The organism is Bradyrhizobium sp. USDA 4516 (assembly GCF_054055915.1).
In genome coordinates, this window is sequence record NZ_JBSRXT010000001.1 from 2,294,948 (window position 1) to 2,315,983 (window position 21,036).

General features: G+C 65.0%; 22 protein-coding genes and 1 tRNA gene. 15 read left to right on the forward strand and 8 right to left on the reverse strand.

The genetic code is table 11. The features are described 5' to 3' along the window. Positions 1 to 254 precede the first annotated feature (254 nt). Positions 255 to 776, forward strand: a complete 522-nt coding sequence (locus ACVI1L_RS10685) for a methyltransferase family protein (protein WP_456782840.1) — start codon at positions 255 to 257, stop codon at positions 774 to 776. 48 nt (positions 777 to 824) lie between these two features. Here the strand turns inward: ACVI1L_RS10685 and ACVI1L_RS10690 are convergent. Further along, a tRNA-Arg gene (locus ACVI1L_RS10690) sits at positions 825 to 901 on the reverse strand. A 152-nt stretch (positions 902 to 1,053) separates the two neighbouring features. Beyond that, entirely contained in the window at positions 1,054 to 2,532 is a 1,479-nt protein-coding gene (locus ACVI1L_RS10695) for a sensor histidine kinase (RefSeq protein ID WP_057018967.1), read from the reverse strand. A gap of 365 nt (positions 2,533 to 2,897) precedes the next feature. Between ACVI1L_RS10695 and rpmH the strand changes: the two genes are divergently transcribed. The 11 genes from rpmH to dapE all read left to right on the forward strand — a co-directional run bounded on the left by rpmH (position 2,898) and on the right by dapE (position 12,654). Next, positions 2,898 to 3,032, forward strand: coding sequence for a 50S ribosomal protein L34 (gene rpmH / locus ACVI1L_RS10700; RefSeq protein ID WP_008542748.1), 135 nt, complete (start codon positions 2,898 to 2,900; stop codon positions 3,030 to 3,032). 32 nt (positions 3,033 to 3,064) lie between these two features. Beyond that, complete coding sequence (rnpA, locus tag ACVI1L_RS10705) at positions 3,065 to 3,475, forward strand: ribonuclease P protein component (RefSeq protein ID WP_057018968.1); 411 nt, start codon at positions 3,065 to 3,067, stop codon at positions 3,473 to 3,475. 3 nt (positions 3,476 to 3,478) lie between these two features. Continuing rightward, positions 3,479 to 5,374: a membrane protein insertase YidC gene (gene yidC, locus ACVI1L_RS10710; RefSeq protein ID WP_057018969.1), complete on the forward strand. Its 1,896-nt coding sequence runs from the start codon at positions 3,479 to 3,481 to the stop codon at positions 5,372 to 5,374. Positions 5,375 to 5,547: 173 nt separating this feature from the next. Then, positions 5,548 to 6,201 (forward strand): ribosome biogenesis GTP-binding protein YihA/YsxC, encoded by a 654-nt coding sequence (yihA, locus tag ACVI1L_RS10715; RefSeq protein WP_456782841.1) that lies wholly within the window; start codon positions 5,548 to 5,550, stop codon positions 6,199 to 6,201. Beyond that, positions 6,198 to 6,566 carry a DUF423 domain-containing protein gene (locus tag ACVI1L_RS10720; RefSeq protein WP_456782842.1) on the forward strand — a complete coding sequence of 123 codons (369 nt, stop codon included), beginning with the start codon at positions 6,198 to 6,200 and terminating at the stop codon, positions 6,564 to 6,566. The genes yihA and ACVI1L_RS10720 overlap by 4 nt, the downstream gene beginning before the upstream one ends. Before the next feature lie 224 nt (positions 6,567 to 6,790). Then, positions 6,791 to 7,684: an acetylglutamate kinase gene (argB, locus tag ACVI1L_RS10725; RefSeq protein WP_016848093.1), complete on the forward strand. Its 894-nt coding sequence runs from the start codon at positions 6,791 to 6,793 to the stop codon at positions 7,682 to 7,684. After that, positions 7,684 to 8,730 (forward strand): DUF1036 domain-containing protein, encoded by a 1,047-nt coding sequence (locus tag ACVI1L_RS10730; RefSeq protein WP_456782843.1) that lies wholly within the window; start codon positions 7,684 to 7,686, stop codon positions 8,728 to 8,730. The genes argB and ACVI1L_RS10730 overlap by 1 nt, the downstream gene beginning before the upstream one ends. Positions 8,731 to 8,920: 190 nt before the next feature. Then, entirely contained in the window at positions 8,921 to 9,610 is a 690-nt protein-coding gene (locus tag ACVI1L_RS10735) for a pyrimidine 5'-nucleotidase (RefSeq protein WP_456782844.1), read from the forward strand. 161 nt (positions 9,611 to 9,771) lie between these two features. Then, entirely contained in the window at positions 9,772 to 10,617 is an 846-nt protein-coding gene (gene dapD / locus ACVI1L_RS10740) for a 2,3,4,5-tetrahydropyridine-2,6-dicarboxylate N-succinyltransferase (protein WP_028335932.1), read from the forward strand. 241 nt (positions 10,618 to 10,858) lie between these two features. Then, positions 10,859 to 11,470, forward strand: a complete 612-nt coding sequence (locus tag ACVI1L_RS10745) for a DUF805 domain-containing protein (RefSeq protein ID WP_253588649.1) — start codon at positions 10,859 to 10,861, stop codon at positions 11,468 to 11,470. Positions 11,471 to 11,487: 17 nt separating this feature from the next. Continuing rightward, positions 11,488 to 12,654 carry a succinyl-diaminopimelate desuccinylase gene (dapE, locus tag ACVI1L_RS10750; protein WP_456782845.1) on the forward strand — a complete coding sequence of 389 codons (1,167 nt, stop codon included), beginning with the start codon at positions 11,488 to 11,490 and terminating at the stop codon, positions 12,652 to 12,654. Between the two features lie 137 nt (positions 12,655 to 12,791). Here the strand turns inward: dapE and truA are convergent, their stop codons facing one another. The 3 genes from truA to def form a co-directional block, all read right to left on the reverse strand. After that, positions 12,792 to 13,529, reverse strand: coding sequence for a tRNA pseudouridine(38-40) synthase TruA (gene truA, locus ACVI1L_RS10755; protein WP_057018975.1), 738 nt, complete (start codon positions 13,527 to 13,529; stop codon positions 12,792 to 12,794). Then, positions 13,529 to 14,464: a methionyl-tRNA formyltransferase gene (gene fmt / locus ACVI1L_RS10760; RefSeq protein ID WP_456782846.1), complete on the reverse strand. Its 936-nt coding sequence runs from the start codon at positions 14,462 to 14,464 to the stop codon at positions 13,529 to 13,531. The genes truA and fmt overlap by 1 nt, the downstream gene beginning before the upstream one ends. A gap of 150 nt (positions 14,465 to 14,614) precedes the next feature. Then, on the reverse strand, positions 14,615 to 15,142 hold the full coding sequence (gene def, locus ACVI1L_RS10765; RefSeq protein WP_038385628.1) for a peptide deformylase: 528 nt from the start codon (positions 15,140 to 15,142) through the stop codon (positions 14,615 to 14,617). Positions 15,143 to 15,312: 170 nt separating this feature from the next. Here def and ACVI1L_RS10770 point away from each other — a divergent pair, with 170 nt between their 5' ends. The 3 genes from ACVI1L_RS10770 to ACVI1L_RS10780 all read left to right on the forward strand — a co-directional run bounded on the left by ACVI1L_RS10770 (position 15,313) and on the right by ACVI1L_RS10780 (position 19,475). Further along, complete coding sequence (locus tag ACVI1L_RS10770) at positions 15,313 to 16,530, forward strand: DNA recombination protein RmuC (protein WP_456782847.1); 1,218 nt, start codon at positions 15,313 to 15,315, stop codon at positions 16,528 to 16,530. Positions 16,531 to 16,717: 187 nt separating this feature from the next. Further along, positions 16,718 to 18,088, forward strand: coding sequence for an AmpG family muropeptide MFS transporter (locus ACVI1L_RS10775; protein ID WP_229192583.1), 1,371 nt, complete (start codon positions 16,718 to 16,720; stop codon positions 18,086 to 18,088). A gap of 211 nt (positions 18,089 to 18,299) precedes the next feature. Next, positions 18,300 to 19,475 (forward strand): IS481 family transposase, encoded by a 1,176-nt coding sequence (locus ACVI1L_RS10780; protein WP_057015551.1) that lies wholly within the window; start codon positions 18,300 to 18,302, stop codon positions 19,473 to 19,475. A gap of 36 nt (positions 19,476 to 19,511) precedes the next feature. On the opposite strand, the gene ACVI1L_RS10785 is transcribed toward ACVI1L_RS10780, so the two are convergent. The 3 genes from ACVI1L_RS10785 to ACVI1L_RS10795 form a co-directional block, all read right to left on the reverse strand. Further along, positions 19,512 to 19,955, reverse strand: coding sequence for a hypothetical protein (locus ACVI1L_RS10785; RefSeq protein WP_371852196.1), 444 nt, complete (start codon positions 19,953 to 19,955; stop codon positions 19,512 to 19,514). A gap of 147 nt (positions 19,956 to 20,102) precedes the next feature. After that, on the reverse strand, positions 20,103 to 20,708 hold the full coding sequence (recR, locus tag ACVI1L_RS10790) for a recombination mediator RecR (RefSeq protein WP_028335942.1): 606 nt from the start codon (positions 20,706 to 20,708) through the stop codon (positions 20,103 to 20,105). After that, a complete protein-coding gene (locus ACVI1L_RS10795; RefSeq protein WP_028335943.1) occupies positions 20,709 to 21,029 on the reverse strand; it encodes a YbaB/EbfC family nucleoid-associated protein in 321 nt (106 codons plus the stop codon). Positions 21,030 to 21,036: the final 7 nt, after the last annotated feature.

Sequence of the window (21,036 nt, forward strand, 5' to 3'; positions counted from 1 at the left end):
GAAGCCAATGACACCCACAGCGCCCTCCAACTGTGACCACGGGCTGTGTGAGTGCAGTGGAACGCAATCGATCCAGAAGTGTCTGGGGATGCTCTACTGAAGACGAGCACGCATCAGCTGCCCGAACCAATGGGAGCTTGCGTGAATGGCGCGCCGTGGCCGATGAAGATGGGCACTACGTGTTCGCCGTGGCGCTATGATGCAACGGTTCAATTTTGCCGACCGCCTTGCGACAGGACGGAAAGGAGGTGCCCATGCCGAAAACGATCGCGGTATTGGGCTCTGCCTTCTTCTTTGCGGTTGCGCCCAGCTCGGTGGCGGGGCTCGTTCCCTGGTGGATTACGCGTTGGGAGTTTCGGCCGCCCTTCTTCGATCTCGACGCGACGCGCGCCGTCGGGATCCTGTTGATCGTCGCCGGTCTACCCGGGCTTGTCGACTCGTTTGCACGCTTTGCGCTGCAAGGATTGGGCACGCCGGCGCCGGTCGCACCGGCGCAGAACCTCGTGGTGACGGGTCTCTATCGCTATGTGCGCAATCCTATTTACGTTGCCCTTGTCGCCGTCATTCTGGGCCAAGCGGTCTTGTTCGGCGACCAGCGCCTTCTTGGGTACGGTGTGTTGGTGTGGCTCGCCTTCCACGCGTTTGTCGTGGGGTACGAGGAGCCGGCGCTCGTTCGTATGTTCGGAACGGAGTACGAGGATTTCCGGGCCAATGTCCCGCGCTGGATTCCGCGGCTCACGGCCTGGCGAGCCGCACGACGCCGGAATCATTCGTGACGCGGGCGCCACCGCGGGAAGGGCGTGGTACCGCGCCCTGTCGTAAAATGGCGCGCCCGGAACGATTCGAACGTCCGACCCTCAGATTCGTAGTCTGATGCTCTATCCAGCTGAGCTACGGGCGCATTTTCGCGGGTGGGCTTGAGCCCGCATGGTCCCGGGAGGCCCGGAACGTCGCGAAAGAGCGCTCTAGCTACAGGCTCCGGGTCCGGTTGGCAAGGTCTGGAAACGCCAATTTCGGCCGCAGTTTTGGCCGCCCCGGAATACCGGAACGGCCTCAGGCCCTCGCCCGCTCGCTGCGGACCGACAGCAGTTCCACCGGACGATCCGGGATCGAAATCCGGAAGGTGGCGCCGATCGTGCCCTCGACCAGGTGGATGTGGCCGCCGTGGGCCCGGATCAGCTCAGCGGCAATGGCAAGGCCGAGTCCGCTGCCGCCGGGGCGGCCGGAGGTCTGGAATGCCTCGAACAGATGCTCGCGCGCCTTGGTCGGGACGCCCGGACCGGTGTCGGAGACCTCGATGATCGCAACCGTCCCCTCGCGGCGGCCGGTGATGCGGATCTGCTGCGCGCCGCCGTCACCTGCGGGCCGGGTTTCCAGCGCCTGCGCCGCGTTGCGCACCAGATTGAGCAGCACGCGGAACAGCTGGTCCGGGTCGGCGTCGATGGTCAGGCCGCGCTCGATCGCGCTGATCCAGGTGATCGAGACATCGGTGGCAAGCCCGGCCGACTCCCGCACCTCGGCGACCGCGGGCTCCACCATGATGACGCGGCGATCAGGCGCTGCCTCCTGCGCGCGGCCATAAGACAGTGTCGACTGGCAGAAGGCGATGGCGCGCTCCAGCGAGCGCAACAATTTCGGCGCAAAGCGTTGCACCCGCGGGTCGGGCACGCTGGCGAGCTGGTCCGACAGCAATTGCGAGGACGCCAGCAGATTGCGCAGATCATGGTTGATCTTGGAGACGGCGAGCCCGAGCGCGGCAAGCCGGCTCTTCTGATGCAGCATCGAGACGAGGTCGCGCTGCATGTCGGACAGCTCGCGCTCGGCAACGCCGATCTCGTCGCCGCGCTGGCTCGGCACGATGATTCGCGCCGAACTCTCCGGATTCTCATGGAAGCCGACCAGGCTCGCGGTCAGCCGCCGCATCGGGCGCACGAACAGATAATGCAGCGCCAGATAGACCAGACCGGCGGTCAGGCCGGCGATCAACAATGCAACGACCAAAACGTTGCGCGAGAAGCGGTACATCGCCTGCCGCAGCGGCTTCTCGTCGATCACGACCTCGATGAATTGCGCCTGGCCCGGCGCGGGTCCGACCACGCGGATGGTCTGGTCACCGTGCTCCAGCATGATCTCGAAGGCATCGACGATCGCCGACCACACCGTCATGGTGCGCATGTCGACGTCATGGTCGATCGCCGCCGGCAGATCGGCGCTGGCGAGCAGCCTGCGCTGCTGTCCCAATTTGATGGCGACGGCACGGGCGCCGATGCTGGTCAGGATCTGCCGCGCCAGCGAATCCGGCACCAGGCCGGACGGGGCGGCATCGAGCACCAGCGCCGCGGTATTGGCGGCGGCCAGGCGGTCATTGAGCCGGTTCATCCGGAAGTTGGCGATGGCCGGGACGTAGATCAGGAGCCCGGCGATCATCACCAAGGGAATCGTCAGCAGCAAAAGCTTGCCCGACAGCCCGAGCCGGGGGGACGGCTTGGGCCGCTGCTTCTGCGCGGTCGCCTGATCGTCAGTTAGAGCCACAAGATAAGGCCTTGTTTGGCTTAGGGGTCGGAAGATGGGGCCCGGCCCCCAAGCCGGTCAAATTACGGATCGCTAATGTGGGCGGTTCCCCGAACGCCCCAAAGCGTCTCCATACCGTCAAATACCCCGCGAAATCAGATATATTCGCCCCAATTGCGACGTTTCGAAGAAGCCTTTTTGCGACGGCCTGTGACATTGACGAAAACAGGGCGCTCCCTTATAAGCCGCGCCAACTGTCCGCGATGGCCCGGTTCTTGACCCGGGGGCGGCTCTTTGGGGCCGTCAACGGCTCGTTTGGGCCCGCCAGCATCACCGGACTCCATCTCAATACAACGGCAAATTGCCCGGTCAGCGGAGAATTACCCGTGAAGCGGACTTATCAACCCAGCAAACTGGTGCGCAAGCGCCGTCACGGCTTCCGCGCCCGTCTCGCCACGGCCGGCGGCCGCAAGGTCCTCGCTGCGCGCCGCGCGCGTGGCCGCAAGCGCCTGAGCGCCTGAGCCCGGACGTCTCCTCTCCGGAGATACCCATCATGGATCGGCTGAGGCAGCGGGCGGATTTCCTCGCCGTTGCCAATGGCGCACGGGCGAACACCACAGCTTTTGTGCTGCAGGGCCGCCGCCGCGACGATCAGGGCCCGATCCGCGTCGGCTATACCGTCACCAAGAAGAACGGCACCGCGACCGAGCGCAACCGCATCCGCCGCCGGCTTCGCGAAGTGATGAGACAGGTCGACGCCGTATTCATGCGGCCGCACCATGATTATGTGCTAGTGGGCCGTCGTGACGCGCTGACCCGCGACTTTGCGACCATGCTTGACGACCTGCGGTCGGCGCTGCGCCGCCTCGACCGGCCTGCGCCCAACACGGGTAATAACAAGACGGGTACCAACAAGGCGGGTAACAAGAGCGCGCCCAATCCGAATGGAATGACGAGACCCTAAGAGATGTCCGACAACCGCAACACGATCCTTGCCGTCATTCTGTCCGGCCTCGTCCTGATCGCCTGGCAATATTTCTACAATGTGCCGCAGATGGAGAAGCAGCGCGAGGCGCAGCGCCAGGCGGAGTTGCAGAAGCCGGCGCCGCAGGCGACTCCGGGTGCTGCTCCCGGCACCGCTCCGGGTACCTCGGCGACTCCCTCTCCGGCTCCCGGCGCGCCTGCTGCTGACGCTCCGGTCGCGAGCCGCGAGACGGTGCTTGCCTCCGGCCCGCGCATCAAGATCGAGACCCCGCGCGTCACCGGCAGCATCGCGCTGAAGGGCGCCCGGATCGACGACCTGGCGCTGGTTCAGTTCCGCGAGACGGTCGATCCCAAATCGCCGGCTGTCGTGCTGCTTTCCCCGTCGGGCACGGCCGAGCCTTATTACGCCGAGTTCCTGTGGCTGACCGCCAACGGCTCATCGGTGAAGACGCCGAACGCCGAAACCGTCTGGCAGCAGGAGGGATCGAACACCCTGTCGCCGAGCACCCCGGTGATTCTGAAATACGAGAACGGCCAGGGCCTGACCTTCCGCCGCACCATCTCGATCGACGATCGCTACCTCTTCAGCATCAAGGACGAGGTTATCAATCAAGGCAGCGCGCCGGTGACGCTGTATCCGTTCGGTCTGATCTCGCGCGGCGGCAAGCCGCCGGTCTCCGGCTACGCGATTCTGCATGAAGGCCCGATCGGCTATCTCGGCGAACACGGCCTGCAGGAATTCAGCTACAAGAACATCGACGAGGCCAAGACCTCAACCGGCGGAAATTCGCGCGGCATCGTGTTCACGAAGGTCACCGACGGCTGGCTCGGCATCACCGACAAATACTGGGCCACGGCACTGCTCCCGGAGACCACCGCAACGCTCGAAAGCGCCCGCTTCACCACCGGCGACAAGCGCTACCAGACCGACTACATGCTCGGCGCGCAGACCATTCCGATCGGCGGCACCGGCGTTGCCAACGGGCGGCTGTTCGCCGGCGCGAAGGAGGCCGCCACGGTCGGCCTCAACTTCCCGCTGGTCGGCTTCGGCGGCTACAACAAGCAGCTCGGCCTCAACCATTTCGATCTCCTGATCGACTGGGGCCATTTCTACTTCATCACCAAGCCGATGTTCCTGGCGCTCGACTGGTTCTATCGCCTGGTCGGCAATTTCGGCATCGCGATCCTCTTGGTGACCGTGATCGTGAAGCTGTTGTTCTTCCCGCTCGCCAACAAGTCCTACGCCTCGATGGCGAAGATGAAGTCGGTGCAGCCGCAGCTGCAGGCGCTGAAGGAACGTTATCCTGATGACCGCGTGAAGCAGCAGCAGGAGATGATGGAGATCTACAAGAAGGAGAAGATCAACCCGATCGCGGGCTGTCTTCCCGTCGCCTTGCAGATCCCGGTGTTCTTCTCGCTCTACAAGGTGCTGTTCATCACCATCGAAATGCGGCACGCGCCGTTCTTCGGCTGGATCAAGGACCTCTCGGCGCCTGATCCGACCAATCTGTTCACGCTGTTCGGCCTCATTCCGTTCGATCCGATCGCGCTACTCGGACCGCATTTCGGCGCCTATCTGGTGATGGGTATCTGGCCGATCATCATGGGCATCACGATGTGGGTCCAGATGAAGCTCAATCCGGCGCCGCCGGATCCGACCCAGAAGATGATCTTCGACTGGATGCCGCTGATCTTCACCTTCATGCTGGCCGGCTTCCCGGCGGGTCTCGTGATCTACTGGGCCTGGAACAACCTGCTGTCGGTGCTGCAGCAGAGCTACATCATGCGGCGCAACGGCGTGAAGGTGGAGCTGTTCGACAATCTGAAGTCGACGTTTCAAAAAAAAAGCGTGACGACTGAGACAAAGAAGGCGACGTAGCTTCCAGCAACGGCGCTTCGTCACCACGTCATGCCCGGCCTTGTGCCGGGCATCGACATATTGGAGGACGGCCAGAACCGAGGCTCTGGACGTTGACCTGGATGGCCGGGTCGTCCTACGCCAAGGACCCGCCTTGGGCCTTTGTCTGGCCGCGACGAGATGGAATCCTTCGCATGAGCACCGACCCCGATGCGGCGCTAATTGAGCAAGGCCGGAAACTGTTCGCCGGCGACTGGCGCTTCATCTGGGCCTCGCCCTCGATCGAGACGCTGCCGCCGATGGCCGGCCTCGAGGTCGCCTTTGCCGGCCGCTCCAATGTCGGCAAGTCGAGCCTGATCAACGCGCTGACCGGCCGCAGCAACCTGGCTCGCACCTCGCACACGCCCGGGCGCACCCAGGAGCTGATCTTCTTCGAGGGGCCGGAGAAGGCGGGCTTCCGCCTGGTCGACATGCCCGGCTACGGCTACGCCTCGGCGCCCAAGACCAAGGTGGCGTCGTGGACGGCGCTGATCCACAAATTCCTGCTCGGGCGCGCGACACTGGCGCGGGTCTACGTGCTGATCGACGCGCGCCACGGCATCAAGGACGTCGATCTCGACGTGCTGAAGACGCTGGACAAGTCCGCGGTGAGCTATCAGGTCGTGCTGACCAAGGCCGATCAGGTGAAGGCCGGCGAACTCAAGACCGTCATCGCCGACACGTCAGCAACGCTCGCAAAACATCCCGCCGCCTTCCCCGAAGTGCTGGTGACCTCGTCGCGCACCGGCGACGGCATGCCGGAGCTGCGTGCCGCCATGGTGCGCCTGATCGAGGAACGGCGCCGATGAGCGGCGCATCCCGCTTCCTGATCGGCCTTGCCGCCATCATGGGCGCTTGCGGCGTGATGCTGGCGGCGGCCGCAGCCCATCTGCCTGACGCCACACGGCTGGCGGCGGCATCCTCGATGCTGCTGTTCCATGCACCCGCCGTAGTCGCGACCATCGCGGTCGCGGATCGCGCGATCATCCATGCGAAGCTCGCAGTCGTGGCGGCGGCCGGCTTCGTCATCGCGGCGTCATTGTTCGCGGGCGACCTCGTGCTGCGCCAATATGCCGGCCATGGATTGTTTCCGATGGCTGCGCCGACCGGCGGAACGCTCTTGATCCTGAGCTGGCTGGTACTGGCGGTCGCGGCGGTGTGGCCGAAGCGGTGATGACCGCCATACTTCCTTCTCCCCTTGTGGGAGAAGGTGGCGCGGATGCAATCCGCGCCGGATGAGGGGTCTCTATCCGCGGAGACAGACCCCTCACCCGGCTTCGATGCCGCCGCATCGAAGCCACCCTCTCCCACAAGGGGAGAGGGTCAAGACCGCTTTGCGCCCTGCCCGCCAATCAGATAGAACCGCGCCACCCCTCCGCTGACGACGAGACCAGCCCCATGACCGACCAGCACATCAGCCCGCTCGATCAGGCCCGCATCCTGTCCGAGGCGCTGCCGCACATGCAGGAATATGACGAGGAAACCATCGTCATCAAATATGGCGGCCATGCCATGGGCGCCGAGGACACCGCGAAGGCGTTCGCGCGCGACATCGTGCTGCTCGAGCAGACCGCGATCAATCCGGTGGTCGTGCATGGCGGTGGGCCGCAGATCGCGACCATGCTGAAGCGCCTCGGCATCCAGTCGGAATTCGCCGCGGGCCTGCGCATCACCGACGCCGCGACCATCGAGATCGTCGAGATGGTGCTGGCGGGCTCGGTCAACAAGCAGATCGTCGGCTACATCAACGAGGCGGGCGGCAAGGCCGTAGGCCTCTCCGGCAAGGACGGCAACATGGTGAAGGCGTCGAAGACGACGCGCACCATGGTCGATCCGGATTCCAACATCGAGAAGGCCATCGATCTCGGCTTCGTCGGCGATCCCGAAAAGGTCGACCTCACGCTGCTCAATCAGCTGATCGGCTATGAGCTGATCCCGGTGCTGGCGCCGCTCGCGACCTCGCAGGACGGCCAGACCCTGAACATCAACGCCGACACCTTCGCCGGCGCGATCGCGGGCGCGCTGAAGGCCAAGCGCCTGCTGCTGCTGACCGACGTGCCGGGCGTGCTCGACAAGTCCAAGAAGCTGATTCCGGACCTGTCGATCAAGGAAGCCCGCAAGCTGATCGCCGACGGCACGATTTCCGGCGGCATGATCCCGAAGGTCGAGACCTGCATCTACGCGCTCGAACAGGGCGTGCAGGGCGTCGTGATCATCGACGGCAAGACGCAGCACGCGGTGCTGCTCGAGCTCTTCACCAACCAGGGCACCGGCACGCTGATCCACAAGTAATGGCAGACGCGGGACACACGGCGAGGATCCCTCGCCGGTCGCCGGCGGCGCGGCTCGCGATGGCGCTGCCGGCCGCGCTGGTGTCGTTCCTGTTCTCGTCGGCGCCGGCGCATGCCGATCTCAAGCTCTGCAACCGCATGAGCTATGTGATCGAGGCCGCGATCGGCATCGACGACAAGGCCGCGACCGCGACACGCGGCTGGTTCCGCATCGATCCCGCGACCTGCCGGGTCGTGGTGCAGGGCGCGCTCACCGCCGACCGCGTGCTGCTCAATGCGCGGGCGCTCGGCGTCTACGGCGCCTCGCCGATCCCGCAGAACGGCACCGACACGCTCTGCGTGGCGCAGGACAATTTCGTGATCGCCGCCGCGCGACAATGCCGTTCCGGCCAGATGCCCGCGCAATTCACCCAGATCACGCCGACCAAGACCGACGACGGCCATCTGGTCGCCTATCTCGCCGAAGACAGCGAATATGACGACGAGCAGGCGCGCCTCGCCGGCATCCAGCGCCTCTTGGTGATCGCGGGCTACGATGCCGCGCCGATCGACGGCGTCGACGGGCCGAAGACCCAGAGTGCGCTGGCGGCATTCCTCAGGAGTCGCGGGCTCGCCAGCGACATCGTGCAGTCGCCGAATTTCTTCGCCACCATGATCGATGCCGTGCAGAAGCCGTCGCCATCGGGGCTGACCTGGTGCAACGACACGCCGCACAAGGTGATGGCCGCGGTTGCAACCGACGACGGCAAGGTGGTGACCAGCCGCGGCTGGTATCGCATCGACCCCGGCAAGTGCCTGCATCCGGACGTGTCAGGCACGCCGAAGCAGATCTATTCGTTTGCTGAAGCGGTCGACAACGACAACCGGGCCATCCGCATCAAGGACAAGCCGCTGAACTGGGGCGGCGGGGTCCAGCTCTGCACCCGCGAAAGCAAGTTCGAGATCAACGAACAGGGCGACTGCAGCACCCGCGGCCTCGCCGCACTCGGCTTCACCACCGTCGACATGACCAGCGGCGGCAAGACGCTGCGCTTTGCGATGCCGTGATGAAGATAATGAGGCCGCAAACATCGATGTCGTCCTGGCGAAGGCCAGGACCCATTACCACAAGACTGCGTTTGGCGAAGAACGACGAGCACCGTGCCACATTGATAGATTCCGCGGTATGGGTCCTGGCTTTCGCCAGGACGACGGCGGAGGGCGGAACGACGTTCACGCTGACAAGTGGAGAGCCACAATGAATACTCCCCGCAGCTTCAGCCATGTCGAGACCTGGGTGTTCGACCTCGACAACACCCTGTACCCGCATCACGTCAACCTGTGGCAGCAGGTCGATGCGCGGATCGGCGAGTTCGTCAGCAACTGGCTGAAGATCTCTCCCGAGGAAGCACGGCGGCTGCAGAAGGACTACTACCTGCGCTACGGCACCACGATGCGCGGTATGATGACCGAGCACAGCGTGCAGGCCGACGACTATCTCGCTTATGTGCACAAGATCGACCACTCGCCGCTGCAGCCGAATCCGGCGATGGGAGCCGCGATCGCAAAACTGCCGGGGCGCAAGCTGATCCTGACCAACGGCTCGGTCGACCATGTCGATGCGGTGCTGGGCCGGCTCGGCATCGGCAACCATTTCGACGGCGTGTTCGACATCATCGCCGCCGATCTCGAGCCGAAGCCGGCACCGCAGACCTACCAGAAGTTCCTCAGGCTCCACGACGTCGATCCGGCGAGGGCTGCGATGTTCGAGGACCTCGCGCGCAACCTCGTGGTGCCGCATGAGCTCGGCATGACCACCGTGCTGGTCGTGCCCGACGGCAGCCAGGAGGTGGTGCGCGAGACCTGGGAGCTCGAAGGCCGCGACGCCGACCATGTCGACCATGTCACGGACGATCTCACCGGCTTCCTGCAGGGGCTGAAGCCGTAGCCTCTCAACAGGTGTCGTCCCGGCGAAGGCCGGGACGACGGAGACGACGGAAGAGAGACCACTCGGCGACGGAGGAGTTTGCCTTGACTCCGCGGCCCCAAATTCCGAAAAAAGCCCCGCAAAATCCCGTCATAATCCCCGATACGCCAAGGATTGTCCCGATGTCGCTGTCCGCCCTCGAAACCACCGTCAACACCGCGTTCGACGCCCGCGAAGGCATTTCGACCTCGACCAAGGGCGAGGTCCGCGAGGCGGTCGACCACGCGCTGGAGCTGCTCGACAAGGGCGAGGCCCGTGTCGCCGAGCGCGAGACGAGCGGCAAGTGGAAGGTCAACCAGTGGCTGAAGAAGGCCGTGCTGCTGTCGTTCCGCCTCAACGACATGGGCCAGATCGCGGGCGGCCCGGGCAAGGCATCGTGGTGGGACAAGGTGCCGTCGAAGTTCGAGGGCTGGGGCGAGAACCGTTTCCGCGACGCCGGCTTCCGCGCCGTGCCGGGCGCGATCGTGCGCCGCTCGGCCTTCATCGCCCGCAACGTCGTGCTGATGCCCTCCTTCGTCAATCTCGGCGCCTATGTCGATGAAGCCACCATGATCGACACCTGGTCGACGGTCGGCTCCTGCGCCCAGATCGGCAAGCGCGTGCACATCTCCGGCGGCGTCGGCATCGGCGGCGTGCTCGAGCCGCTGCAGGCCGAGCCCGTGATCGTCGAGGACGACTGCTTCATCGGCGCGCGCTCGGAGGTCGCCGAGGGCGTGATCGTGCGCAAGGGCGCGGTGCTGTCGATGGGCGTGTTCCTCGGCGCCTCGACCAAGATCGTCGACCGCGAGACCGGCGAAATCTTCGTCGGCGAGGTCCCGGAATATGCCGTCGTGGTGCCCGGCACCCTGCCGGCCAAGCCGCTGAAGAACGGCCAGCCGGGACCTGCCACCGCCTGCGCCGTGATCGTCAAGCGGGTCGACGAGCGCACCCGCGCCAAGACCAGCATCAACGAGCTGCTGCGGGATTGATCGCTTTTTCGCCGCGAGATCAGTCCATCACCGTCACCCTGAGGAGCCTGCGAAGCAGGCGTCTCGAAGGGTCGACGGCCACCAGCGGGGCCGTGCATCCTTCGAGGCTCGCCCAGCGGCGCAATTGCGCCGCAAGGCTCGCACCTCAGGACGACGGGTCTGGACTGATCGAACCAATTTCGATCCGACGCCGACATATCTCCGGGCCGCGAAGAATTGCCGCAGCCCGGAGCTTATTTTCATGGACTGGGCCAATTACCTGTTCGGCTTCAAGGGCCGCGTCAACCGGGCCAAATTCTGGCTCGCAGGGCTGATCATCGTCTGCTGGATGATGTTCCTGGCTTTGCTGGCGGTCTCGGCCGGCCTCGGCGGCAAGAACGGGTTCAGCTTCAATGTCGACGACATCTTCCGGGCCTTCGACCCCGACAGCTACAAATCGCTGAGCTGGGCCGGATTGCCGGCATTGCTGGTCAAGGCCTGCGGAACGTTCTTGTTCGTTTGGGTCTATGTCGCGGTCTCGATCAAGCGCCTGCACGACCGCGACAAGAGCGGCTGGTGGATGGTCCCGTTCTTCGCGATCCCGGGTCTCATGAGCCAGTTCTCGGACCGGCTCTCCGATGAATCCTATTGGGTGACGGCCGCGGGCCTGATCGTCTTCGTGCTTTACGTCTGGGGCTTCGTCGAGCTCGCCTTTCTGCGCGGCACCAGCTACCCCAATCGCTACGGCCCCAATCCGCTTGGGAAAACCCATGTGCGGCAAGGCCGCGACAGCGGGTCGCGCTCCGCGCGCGGCTGGGATCAGCAGAGCGAGCTCGATATCGTGCCGCACAAAGCTGGTCCACCCGCCGTGTGACGTGTTAAGCGAGGCGCATGAGTGATGCCGTCTCGATTACCCGCGATCTCGTTCGCTGCCCCTCCGTCACCCCGGCCGACGCCGGCGCGCTTGGCGTGCTCGAAAACCTGCTGAAAGCCGCAGGCTTCGAAGTCCACCGCGTGACCTTCTCCGAGCCCGGCACCGCCGATATCGACAACCTCTATGCGCGCATCGGCACCTCGGCGCCGCATATCACCTTCGCCGGCCACACCGACGTCGTGCCGCCTGGCGATGAAGCCGCGTGGACGCTCGGCGCGTTCTCCGGCGAGGTGAAGGACGGTTATCTCTATGGCCGCGGCGCCGTCGACATGAAGGGCGGTATCGCCTGCAGCGTCGCCGCGGTGCTGCAATATCTGCAGGACCACGGCGGCAAGCCACAAGAGAATGGCAACGGCTCGATCTCCTTCCTGATCACCGGCGATGAGGAAGACGTCTCGATCAACGGCACCGTCAAGCTGTTGAAATGGTGCGCCGAGCGTGGCGAGACATTCGATCATTGCGTGCTCGGCGAGCCCTCGAATGTCGAGGTGCTGGGCGACATGATCAAGATCGGCCGGCGCGGCTCGCAGTCCGGCACGCTGGTCGTCGAGGGCGTGCAGGGCCACGTCGCCTATCCGCACCGCGCCTCCAATCCGGTGCCTGATATCTCGCGGCTGATCGTGGCGCTGAGCGACGAGCCGCTCGATCACGGCAGCGCGCAGTTCCAGGCCAGCAACCTCGAATTCACCACCGTCGATGTCGGCAACACCGCGACCAACGTGATCCCCGGCCAGGCACGGGCGAAGTTCAACATCCGCTACAACGACAACCACACCCAGGAGAGCCTGCGGCAGATCGTCGATGAGCGGCTGGCGAAAGCCTGCGGCAATCGGATCCGCGCCCATATCGATTGGCAACCCTCGAACTCGAACGTGTTCGTCACCCAGCCCGGCCCGTTCACCGACCTCGCGGTCGCCGCGATCGAGGAGGTCACCGGCCGCAGGCCGGAGCTATCGACCTCCGGCGGCACCTCGGATGCGCGCTTCATCTCGAGCTATTGCCCGGTGATCGAATTCGGCCTGGTCGGTCAGACCATGCACCAGGTCGACGAGCGCACGCCGGTGGCTGATCTGGAGAAGCTGACGAAGATCTATCGCGGCGTGCTGGAGCGATATTTCGAGTAGGCCAGCCGCCCGGCTGGACAAAAACATCGAAAACAACCCCATGCACAGTAGGGGTTGGGGCTACCAGTCATCCACCTGCACCAGATACAGCGTGGTATTTCGGGTAGGCTCACACCCTACAAGATCATTCACACCGCCTAGTAATCCACCCGCATCAGGTAGAGCCCGTCCGGCGGCGCCACGGGGCCGCAGGCGGCGCGGTTGCGGGCGGCGAGCGCACCGGCAAGATCGTCGGCGCTCCAGCGACCCTCGCCGACCCAGACCAGCGAGCCCACCATCGAGCGCACCTGGCTGTGCAGGAACGAGCGCGCCGACGTCACGATGTTGATGGCGGCGCCATCACGGGTGACGTCGAGCTGATCGAGCGTCTTCTCCGGCGATTTGGCCTGGCACTCGGTGTCGCGGAAGGTGGTGAAATCGTGCTTGCCGAGCAGGCGCTGCGCGGCGGCGTGCATCGCGTCAGCATCGAGCGCGCGCGGCACGCGCCAGACGCGGCCGATGTCGAGCGCGAGGTTCGCGCGCGTGTTGGTGATGCGATAGAGATAGTGCCGCCTGGTCGCGGAGAACCGCGCCTCGAAATCGTCGGGCACGATGTCAGCCGCGAGCACGCCGATCGGATTGGGCCGCAGATGCGCATTCAGCCCGTCGCGAAAGCGGCCGGGCGGAAAATGCTTGGCGATGTCGCAATGCGCGACCTGGCCGCGCGCATGCACTCCGGCATCGGTACGCCCTGCGCCGTGGACGCGCACGTCCTCGCCGCAGATCGCCTTGACCGCCGCCTCCAGCGCGCCCTGCACGGTCGGCGCGGTGTCCTGGATCTGCCAGCCGGAGAACGGCGTGCCGTCATATTCGATGGTGAGCTTGTAGCGGGGCATCAGCCGAGCCGCGCAGGCGGCTTCAACGGCGTGCCGCGCAAGAAATCCGCTGCCTTCATCGGCGCCTTGCCGGCGCGCTGCAGTTCGAGGATCCGGATCGCGCCGTCGCCGCAGGCGATCGCGAAGTTGTCGTCGAGCACAGCGCCCGGTGCGCCCGAGCCTTTCGCCAGCTCGCAGCGCAGGATCTTCAGCCGCACCGGCTCGCCTTCGCCGGCAAGCTCGCACCAGGCGCCGGGAAACGGCGAGAGCCCGTGAATGTGCCGCAGCACCATATGCGCCGGCTGTGTCCAGTCGATCCGCGCCTCGGCCTTCTCGATCTTGGCCGCATAGGTGACGCCGTCCGCGCTCTGCTTCGTCAGTTGCAAGCCGCCGCGCCCGAGCGCCGCCATCGCGCGCACCATCAGGTCGGCACCGAGCGGCGCCAGCGCGTCGTGCAGATCGGATGCCGTCATACTGTCCGTGATCGGCAACCGCTCGGCCATCGCGACGTCGCCGGTGTCGAGGCCGACATCCATCTTCATCACCATCACGCCGCTCTCGGCATCGCCCGCCATGATGGCGCGGTTGATCGGCGCGGCGCCGCGCCAGCGCGGCAGCAACGAGGCATGCAGGTTGAAGCAGCCGAGCTTCGGCGCGTCGAGAATGGCCTGCGGCAGGATCATGCCATAGGCGACGACGACGGCGGCGTCTGCGTCATGCGCGCGAAACTCCTCGAGTGCTTCCGGCGTTTTGAGGGTCTTCGGCGTCAGCACGGGAATGCCGAGGCGGCGCGCCTCCTGCTCGACCGGCGTCGGCCGCAGCTGCAGGCCGCGTCGCCCGCCCGGCTTCGGCGCGCGGGTGTAGACCGCCACGACCTCATGGCCATGGGCTACGAGCTCCAGCAGCGTCGGCACCGCGAAATCGGGCGTGCCCATGAAGATCAGGCGGAGAGGCATTAAACAGGCTCGGTAGCAGTTGGAGTGCTTAAGCGCGAAGCGCGTCTTCGCACAAGAAGCCCCGGGCATCCACGTTTTCGGCGACAGCGAAGCAAGACGTGGATGGCCGGGTCAAGCCCGGCCATGACGCGTCCGGGAAAGCGACCGCGCCTACTCCGCCGCGCGCTTGGCGGCCTTCTCGAATTTCTTGAACACGCGGTCGCGCTTCAGTTTCGACAGATAATCCACGAACAGCACGCCGTTGAGATGATCGATTTCGTGCTGGATGCAGGTGGCGTAGAGTCCTTCCGCATCCTCCTCATGCACCGTGCCGTCGAGATCGGTGAATCGCACGCGCACCCGCGCCGGCCGCTCGACCTCCTCGTAATATTCGGGGATCGACAGGCAGCCCTCTTCGTACACCGACAGTTCTTCCGAACGCGCAATGATCTCCGGATTGATGAAGACGCGCGGCTTCGCCGTGGTCTCGCCGTTCTCGTCGCGCTTGGCGAGATCCATGGTGATCAGCCGCAGCGGCTGCGCGACCTGAATCGCCGCGAGCCCAATGCCGGGCGCGTCATACATGGTCTCGAGCATGTCGTCGGCCAGCTTGCGGATCTCCGGCGTCACCTTCTCGATCGGTTTCGACACCAGCCGCAACTGCTTGTCCGGCAGGATGATAATTTCTCTTAATGCCATGGCGGCGATTTAAGCTGCTGACTTCATGGGGTCAATGCGCTCAGGAACCCGTTAGGACAACGTTAACCACGTTTCTTCACTCCGCATTAACCCGGAAAATCAGGGATGCATTTCCCATAAGCGTTCCCTCTTCGTTCGCGCCGGGCCGCGAATCGGCTACAACTGCCGGCATGAACGAGATTCTCCTCACGATTGGCGACCTTCCCGTCCGTGTCTCCGACGCCTTGATCGGCCTTGGGGCGCTGGCGCTGATCCTGTTGTTCGCCATTGCGCTGGTGATCGCACGCGCCAGCCGGCGCGGCGCGGAACTCGCGATGGCCCAGGCCATCCGCGCCGACGAGCTGGAGGAGCGCCTCGCCGACATGCTCCGGGCCCAGAGCGAATCCTCCGGGCGGGTCGATGCCAAGGTTGATACTATGGCGCAGGCACTGGCCGGCCGCCAGGCCGAGATGGCCCGCGCCGTCAACGAGCGGCTCGATTCGGTGACCCACCGGGTCGGCCAGTCGATGGAGCAATCGACCCGCAACACGATGGATTCGCTGCGCGTGCTGCACGAGCGGCTCGGCATCATCGACCACGCCCACAAGAACCTCAACGAGCTCACCACCCAGGTGACGACGCTGCGCGACGTGCTCGCCAACAAGCAATCGCGCGGCGCCTTCGGCCAGGCGCGGATGGAGGCGATCGTCCAGGACGGCATGCCGAAGGGCTCGTTCGAGTTCCAGTACACGCTGACGTCGGGCAAGCGGCCGGACTGCGTGGTGTTTCTGCCCGACCAGCGCCCGCTCTGCATCGACGCGAAATTCCCGCTCGAGGCCATGACCGCGCTGCACGATGCGCGCAGCGACGAGGAGCGCAAATTCGCCAGCCAGCGGCTGCGCGCCGACGTGCTGAAGCATGTCAGCGACATCGCGGAGAAGTACCTGATCCCGGGCGAGACCCAGGACACCGCGCTGATGTTCGTGCCGTCGGAATCGGTCTATGCCGAGATCCATGACGGCTTCGACGACGTGATCCAGAAGGCCTATCGTGCCCGCGTCGTGCTGGTGTCGCCCTCGCTCTTGATGCTGGCGATCCAGGTGATGCAGCAGATCCTGAAGGACGCCCGCATTCGCGACGCCGCCGACCAGATCCGCAACGAGGTGATGCATCTCGGCGACGACCTCGGCCGCCTGCGCGAGCGCGTGCTCAAGCTGCAGACCCATTTCGGCCAGGTGAACGAGGACGTCAGGCAGATCCTGATCTCCGCCGACAAGATCGAGAAACGCGCCGGCCGGATCGAGGAACTCGACTTCAGCAAGTCCGAGACCCCGATCGAGGTCCCCCGCTTCGTCAAGCCCGCCCCCGACCTGTTCCCCGCCCCGCGCAAGCTGCAGGCAGGGGAGTAGCCACCTCGCCCCGCTTGCGGGGAGAGGTCGAAATTCGCGCATCGCGCGAATTTCGGGTGAGGGGGAGCTTCCGCATACTGCGCACGGCATAATTCGCTGAGAAAGCCCCTCACCCCAACCCTCTCCCCGCGAAAGAGCGGGGAGAGGGAGCCAAGGCAGCTGCGGTCGAATCTGCTAACAGAGGGGCATGACCGCGCCCGAAGTGACCGCGACCCAGTCGGAAAAGAATCCCCCCGCCGCCACCTCGTGGCGCGACAGTTTTGCGGTGTATCTGCAGCCGCGGGTGCTGATCGTGCTGCTGCTGGGCTTCTCCTCGGGGCTGCCGCTGGCACTGTCGGGCTCGACGCTGCAGGTCTGGATGAAGGAGGCCGGGGTCGATCTCGGCACCATCGGGCTGCTGGCGCTGATCGGCACGCCCTACACGCTGAAATTCCTCTGGGCGCCGCTGGTCGACGCGCTGCATGTTCCGCTGTTCACGCAGATGTTCGGCCGCCGCCGCGGCTGGCTGCTGTTCTCGCAGCTGCTGCTGATCGCGGCGATCCTGGTGCTGGCGATGGCCGATCCGGCGCGATCGCCGTGGTTCGCGGCCTTCGCCGCGCTGCTGGTCGCAACCGCATCGTCGACGCAGGACATCGTGGTCGATGCCTTCCGCGTCGAAAGCCTGCCTGAAAGCGAGCAGGCCGCCGGCATGGCGTCCTATGTCGCGGCCTACCGCGTCGGCATGCTGGTCTCGACCGCAGGCGCGCTGTTCATCGTCAGCGGCTTCGAGTCCGCTGGCCTCGTGCGCCTGTCGGCCTGGATGTGGGGCTATGTGGTGATGGCCGCGCTGGTCGTGATCGGCATCGTCACCGCGCTTGCGGCGACCGAGCCGACGCAATCGAAGGGCGCGGAGGCGGCGACGCATGCGCAGAACGCGGCCGAACGCGTGCTACATGCCGCGCTCGGCGCGTTCTCCGAGTTCCTCAGCCGCAAGGACGCCTTCGCGGCGCTCGCCTTTGTGGTGCTGTTCAAGTTCACCGACGCGTTTTCAGGCACCATGACCGCGCCGTTCGTGATCGACATCGGCTTTTCCAAGGTCGATTACGCGGCGATCGTGAAAGGCGTCGGCCTTGCCGCGACCCTGATCGGCGGCTTTGCCGGCGGCTTCGTGGCGCGGCGCTATTCGCTCGCGACCAGCCTCTGGATCGGCGGCGTGCTGCAGGCGGTCGCCAATCTCTCATTCTCCTGGCTCGCCCATGTCGGCGTCGATCAATGGGCGCTCGCGCTTGCGATCACCGCGGAGAATTTCACCAGCGCGATCGGCACCGTGATCTTCGTCGCCTATTTGTCGGCGCTGTGCCGCAATCCGCTGCACACCGCGACCCAGTACGCGCTGCTCACGGCGCTCGCCGCGGTCGGCCGCACCTATCTGTCGTCAGGCGCCGGTTATGTCGCCAAGGCCGTCGGCTGGCAGATGTTCTTCGTGATCTGCGTGCTGGTCGCGATCCCGAGCCTGATCCTGCTCGCCTGGCTGCAGCGGCGCGGGCATTTCGACGAACTGGGGCCGGTCAGGGTCTAGCTCCCCTGTCATCACCCGTCAGTGATCTGTCCGGGCTAAACACTCGACCGGGTGATCCAGTATTCCAGAGGCGTTCGTGATTCGGTGGAGAAGCTGCGGCGTACTGGATCGCCCGGTCGAGTGTTTAGCCCGGACAGATCACTGACGGGTGTTCGGAGACATAGCTGACACATCAACATTGGCTGGATTGGTCCGATTCGGGAGGCCGTCCATGCCGTGGAGTGAGGTGTCAGTAATGGATCAGCGCCACGAGTTCGTGCGGCTGGCATTGCAGGAAGGCGCCAACCGGCGCGAGCTGTGTCAACGGTTCAACATCAGCCCTGACGTTGGCTACAAATGGCTGCGGCGCTGGCAGGCTGGTGATCGGGAACTGGCTGACCGCTCCCGGCGTCCGCATGCGATGCCCAAGCGCAGTGAGGCTGCCATCGAGGAGCAGGTGCTTGCGGTGCGCGACAAGCATCCGGTCTGGGGCGCGCGCAAGATCGCCCACTGCCTGAAGCGGGACGGCAAGACGGTGCCTGTGCCCTCGACGGTGCACCGGATCCTGTGCCGGAACGGCCGCGTCAAGCCGAGCGAGAACGCGCCGCCAAATCCAGGGCACCGCTTCGAGAAGGAAGCTCCCAATCTACTGTGGCAGATGGACTTCAAGGGCCACCTGCCGCTCGCCGACGGAACGCGGTGTCATCCGCTAACGATCGTCGACGATCACTCGCGCTATGTCCTGTGCCTGAAGGCCTGCGCCGACGAGCAGCGTTTCACCGTGCAGGATCACTTGACGACGACGTTCCGCTGCTATGGTTTGCCGGAGGCCTTCTACACCGACAACGGCTCACCATGGGGCGATACGTCCGGCATTCGCTGGACCGGATTGAAGGTCTGGCTGCTCAAGCTTGGCGTCAGGGTGGTGCATGCCAGGCCTTGCCACCCGCAGGCCCGCGGCAAGAACGAACGCTTCCATCGCACCCTGAAGGCCGAGGTCTTTGCGATGCGCCGCTTCCGCACCCTACCGGAAGTCCAGCGTGCCTTGGATGCCTGGCGGCCGATCTACAATCTGCAGCGCCCTCACCAAGGCCTTGATATGCACGTTCCCGCCGATCGCTTCCGACCCAGTGCCCGCGCTATGCCGGCCCGCGTCCCGAAAATCGAGTACGACAGCGGCGAGACCGTGCGCAGGGTCTCATCGACGAGGCCCTACATCTCCTTCAAGGGACGCTTCTGGAAGGTTCCACAGGCCTTCGCGCGCGAACGGCTTGCCATCAGGCCGCTGGATCGCGACGGCCATTACGGCGTCTTCTTCGCCAGCTGGCAGGTCGCATCAATCGACTTGACCAACCGCCAACCTGTCAGTGATGTGTCCGAACAGGTGTCAGCCATGTCCCCGGACTAAACAGCAAGCCGGGCGATGACACCGAAATTGGGGTGGCTACTTCGCCACTACGCTCCACTTGGTGACGATGGCTTCGCTCATCTCGCCGGCATCCTTGGCGCAGGCGACTTCGTCGACCTTCACCGAGATTTCCTTGCCGGAGAGGCTTTTGAGCTGCGCGGCCTGGGCGTCGTTGGTCGGAATCAGCTGGAAGGTTTCCGGCCCGGTCTCGAGATTGCACAGACCGTTCGGCGGCGGCAGCCGGCGCGGCTCGCTGGTGATCTGGTAGGTCGCGACGCGCTTGCCGCGGTTCTTGGCGTCACGCACCTTCATGACGCCGAGCTCTCCCGACAGCACGTCGCCGGCGTGGATCATCTTGCCGGGCTTCTGCGGGGCGTCGGCCTGCTGCGCGAGCGCGCAAGGCGCGGCGAACGTTGCCGTCAGAAGCGCAAAGCCCAAACGTACGCCGAACAAGCGTACGCCGAATCGGTGTGCCGTCATTGTCAGTGGTTCCGTATCTTGATTCGTCAGAGCGTGAATGACCGTCCCCGAATCGGCATCCACCCTACCATTTTGTTTCGGTGCGATCTTTTCGGATTGTGACCGATCGCTTGGCGCCTGACGCGCGCTCGGCGCCAGCATCGCGCGCTAGAACAGCGTCCGCTGCCGCATGGCTGCAGATAGCGTACCTTCATCGAGGTAATCAAGCTCTCCGCCGACCGGCACGCCATGCGCCAGCCGCGTCACCCGCACATTGGCCTCCGACAACAGGTCGGTGATGTAATGCGCGGTGGTCTGGCCATCGACGGTCGCATTGAGCGCCAAAATGATCTCGCTGACCTCGGGCGCATGCGCGCGCGCCACCAGCTGATCGATGGTGAGATCCTGTGGACCGACGCCGTCGAGCGGCGACAGCGTCGCGCCGAGCACGTGATAGCGGCCATTGGTCGCATTGGCGCGTTCCAGCGCCCAGAGGTCGGCGACGTCCGCGACCACGACGATGATCGAGGGATCGCGGCGCGGATCCGTGCACACGGTGCAGGGGTTTTGTGTATCGATGTTTCCGCAGGTCTTGCAGACCTGGATCTTGTCGATCGCGACCTGCAGCGCCGCGGTCAGCGGCGTCATCAGGGCTTCGCGCTTCTTGATCAGATGCAGCGCCGCGCGCCGCGCCGAACGGGGCCCGAGCCCGGGCAGCCGCGCCAGCAACTGGATCAGGCGTTCAATCTCGGGGCCGGCAACGCTTGCAGCCATTTAAGTCGGACCAAATCCCGGCGGCAGGCCGAGCCCGCCGGTGAGCGCCATCATCTTCTCCTGCATCGCGGTCTCGGCCTTGCGGCGTGCATCGCCATGCGCGGTGACCAGGAGATCCTCGAGCACCTCGCGTTCCTCCGGCTTCATCAGCGACGGATCGATCTTGATGCCCTTCACTTCCATCTTGGCGGTCATGCGCACCGTGACCAGGCCGCCGCCGGAGATGCCTTCGACCTCGACATTGCCGAGCTGTTCCTGCATCTCCTGCATCTTGGATTGCAGCTGCGCTGCCTGCTTCATCATGCCGAGAAAATCAGCCATGCGTGCG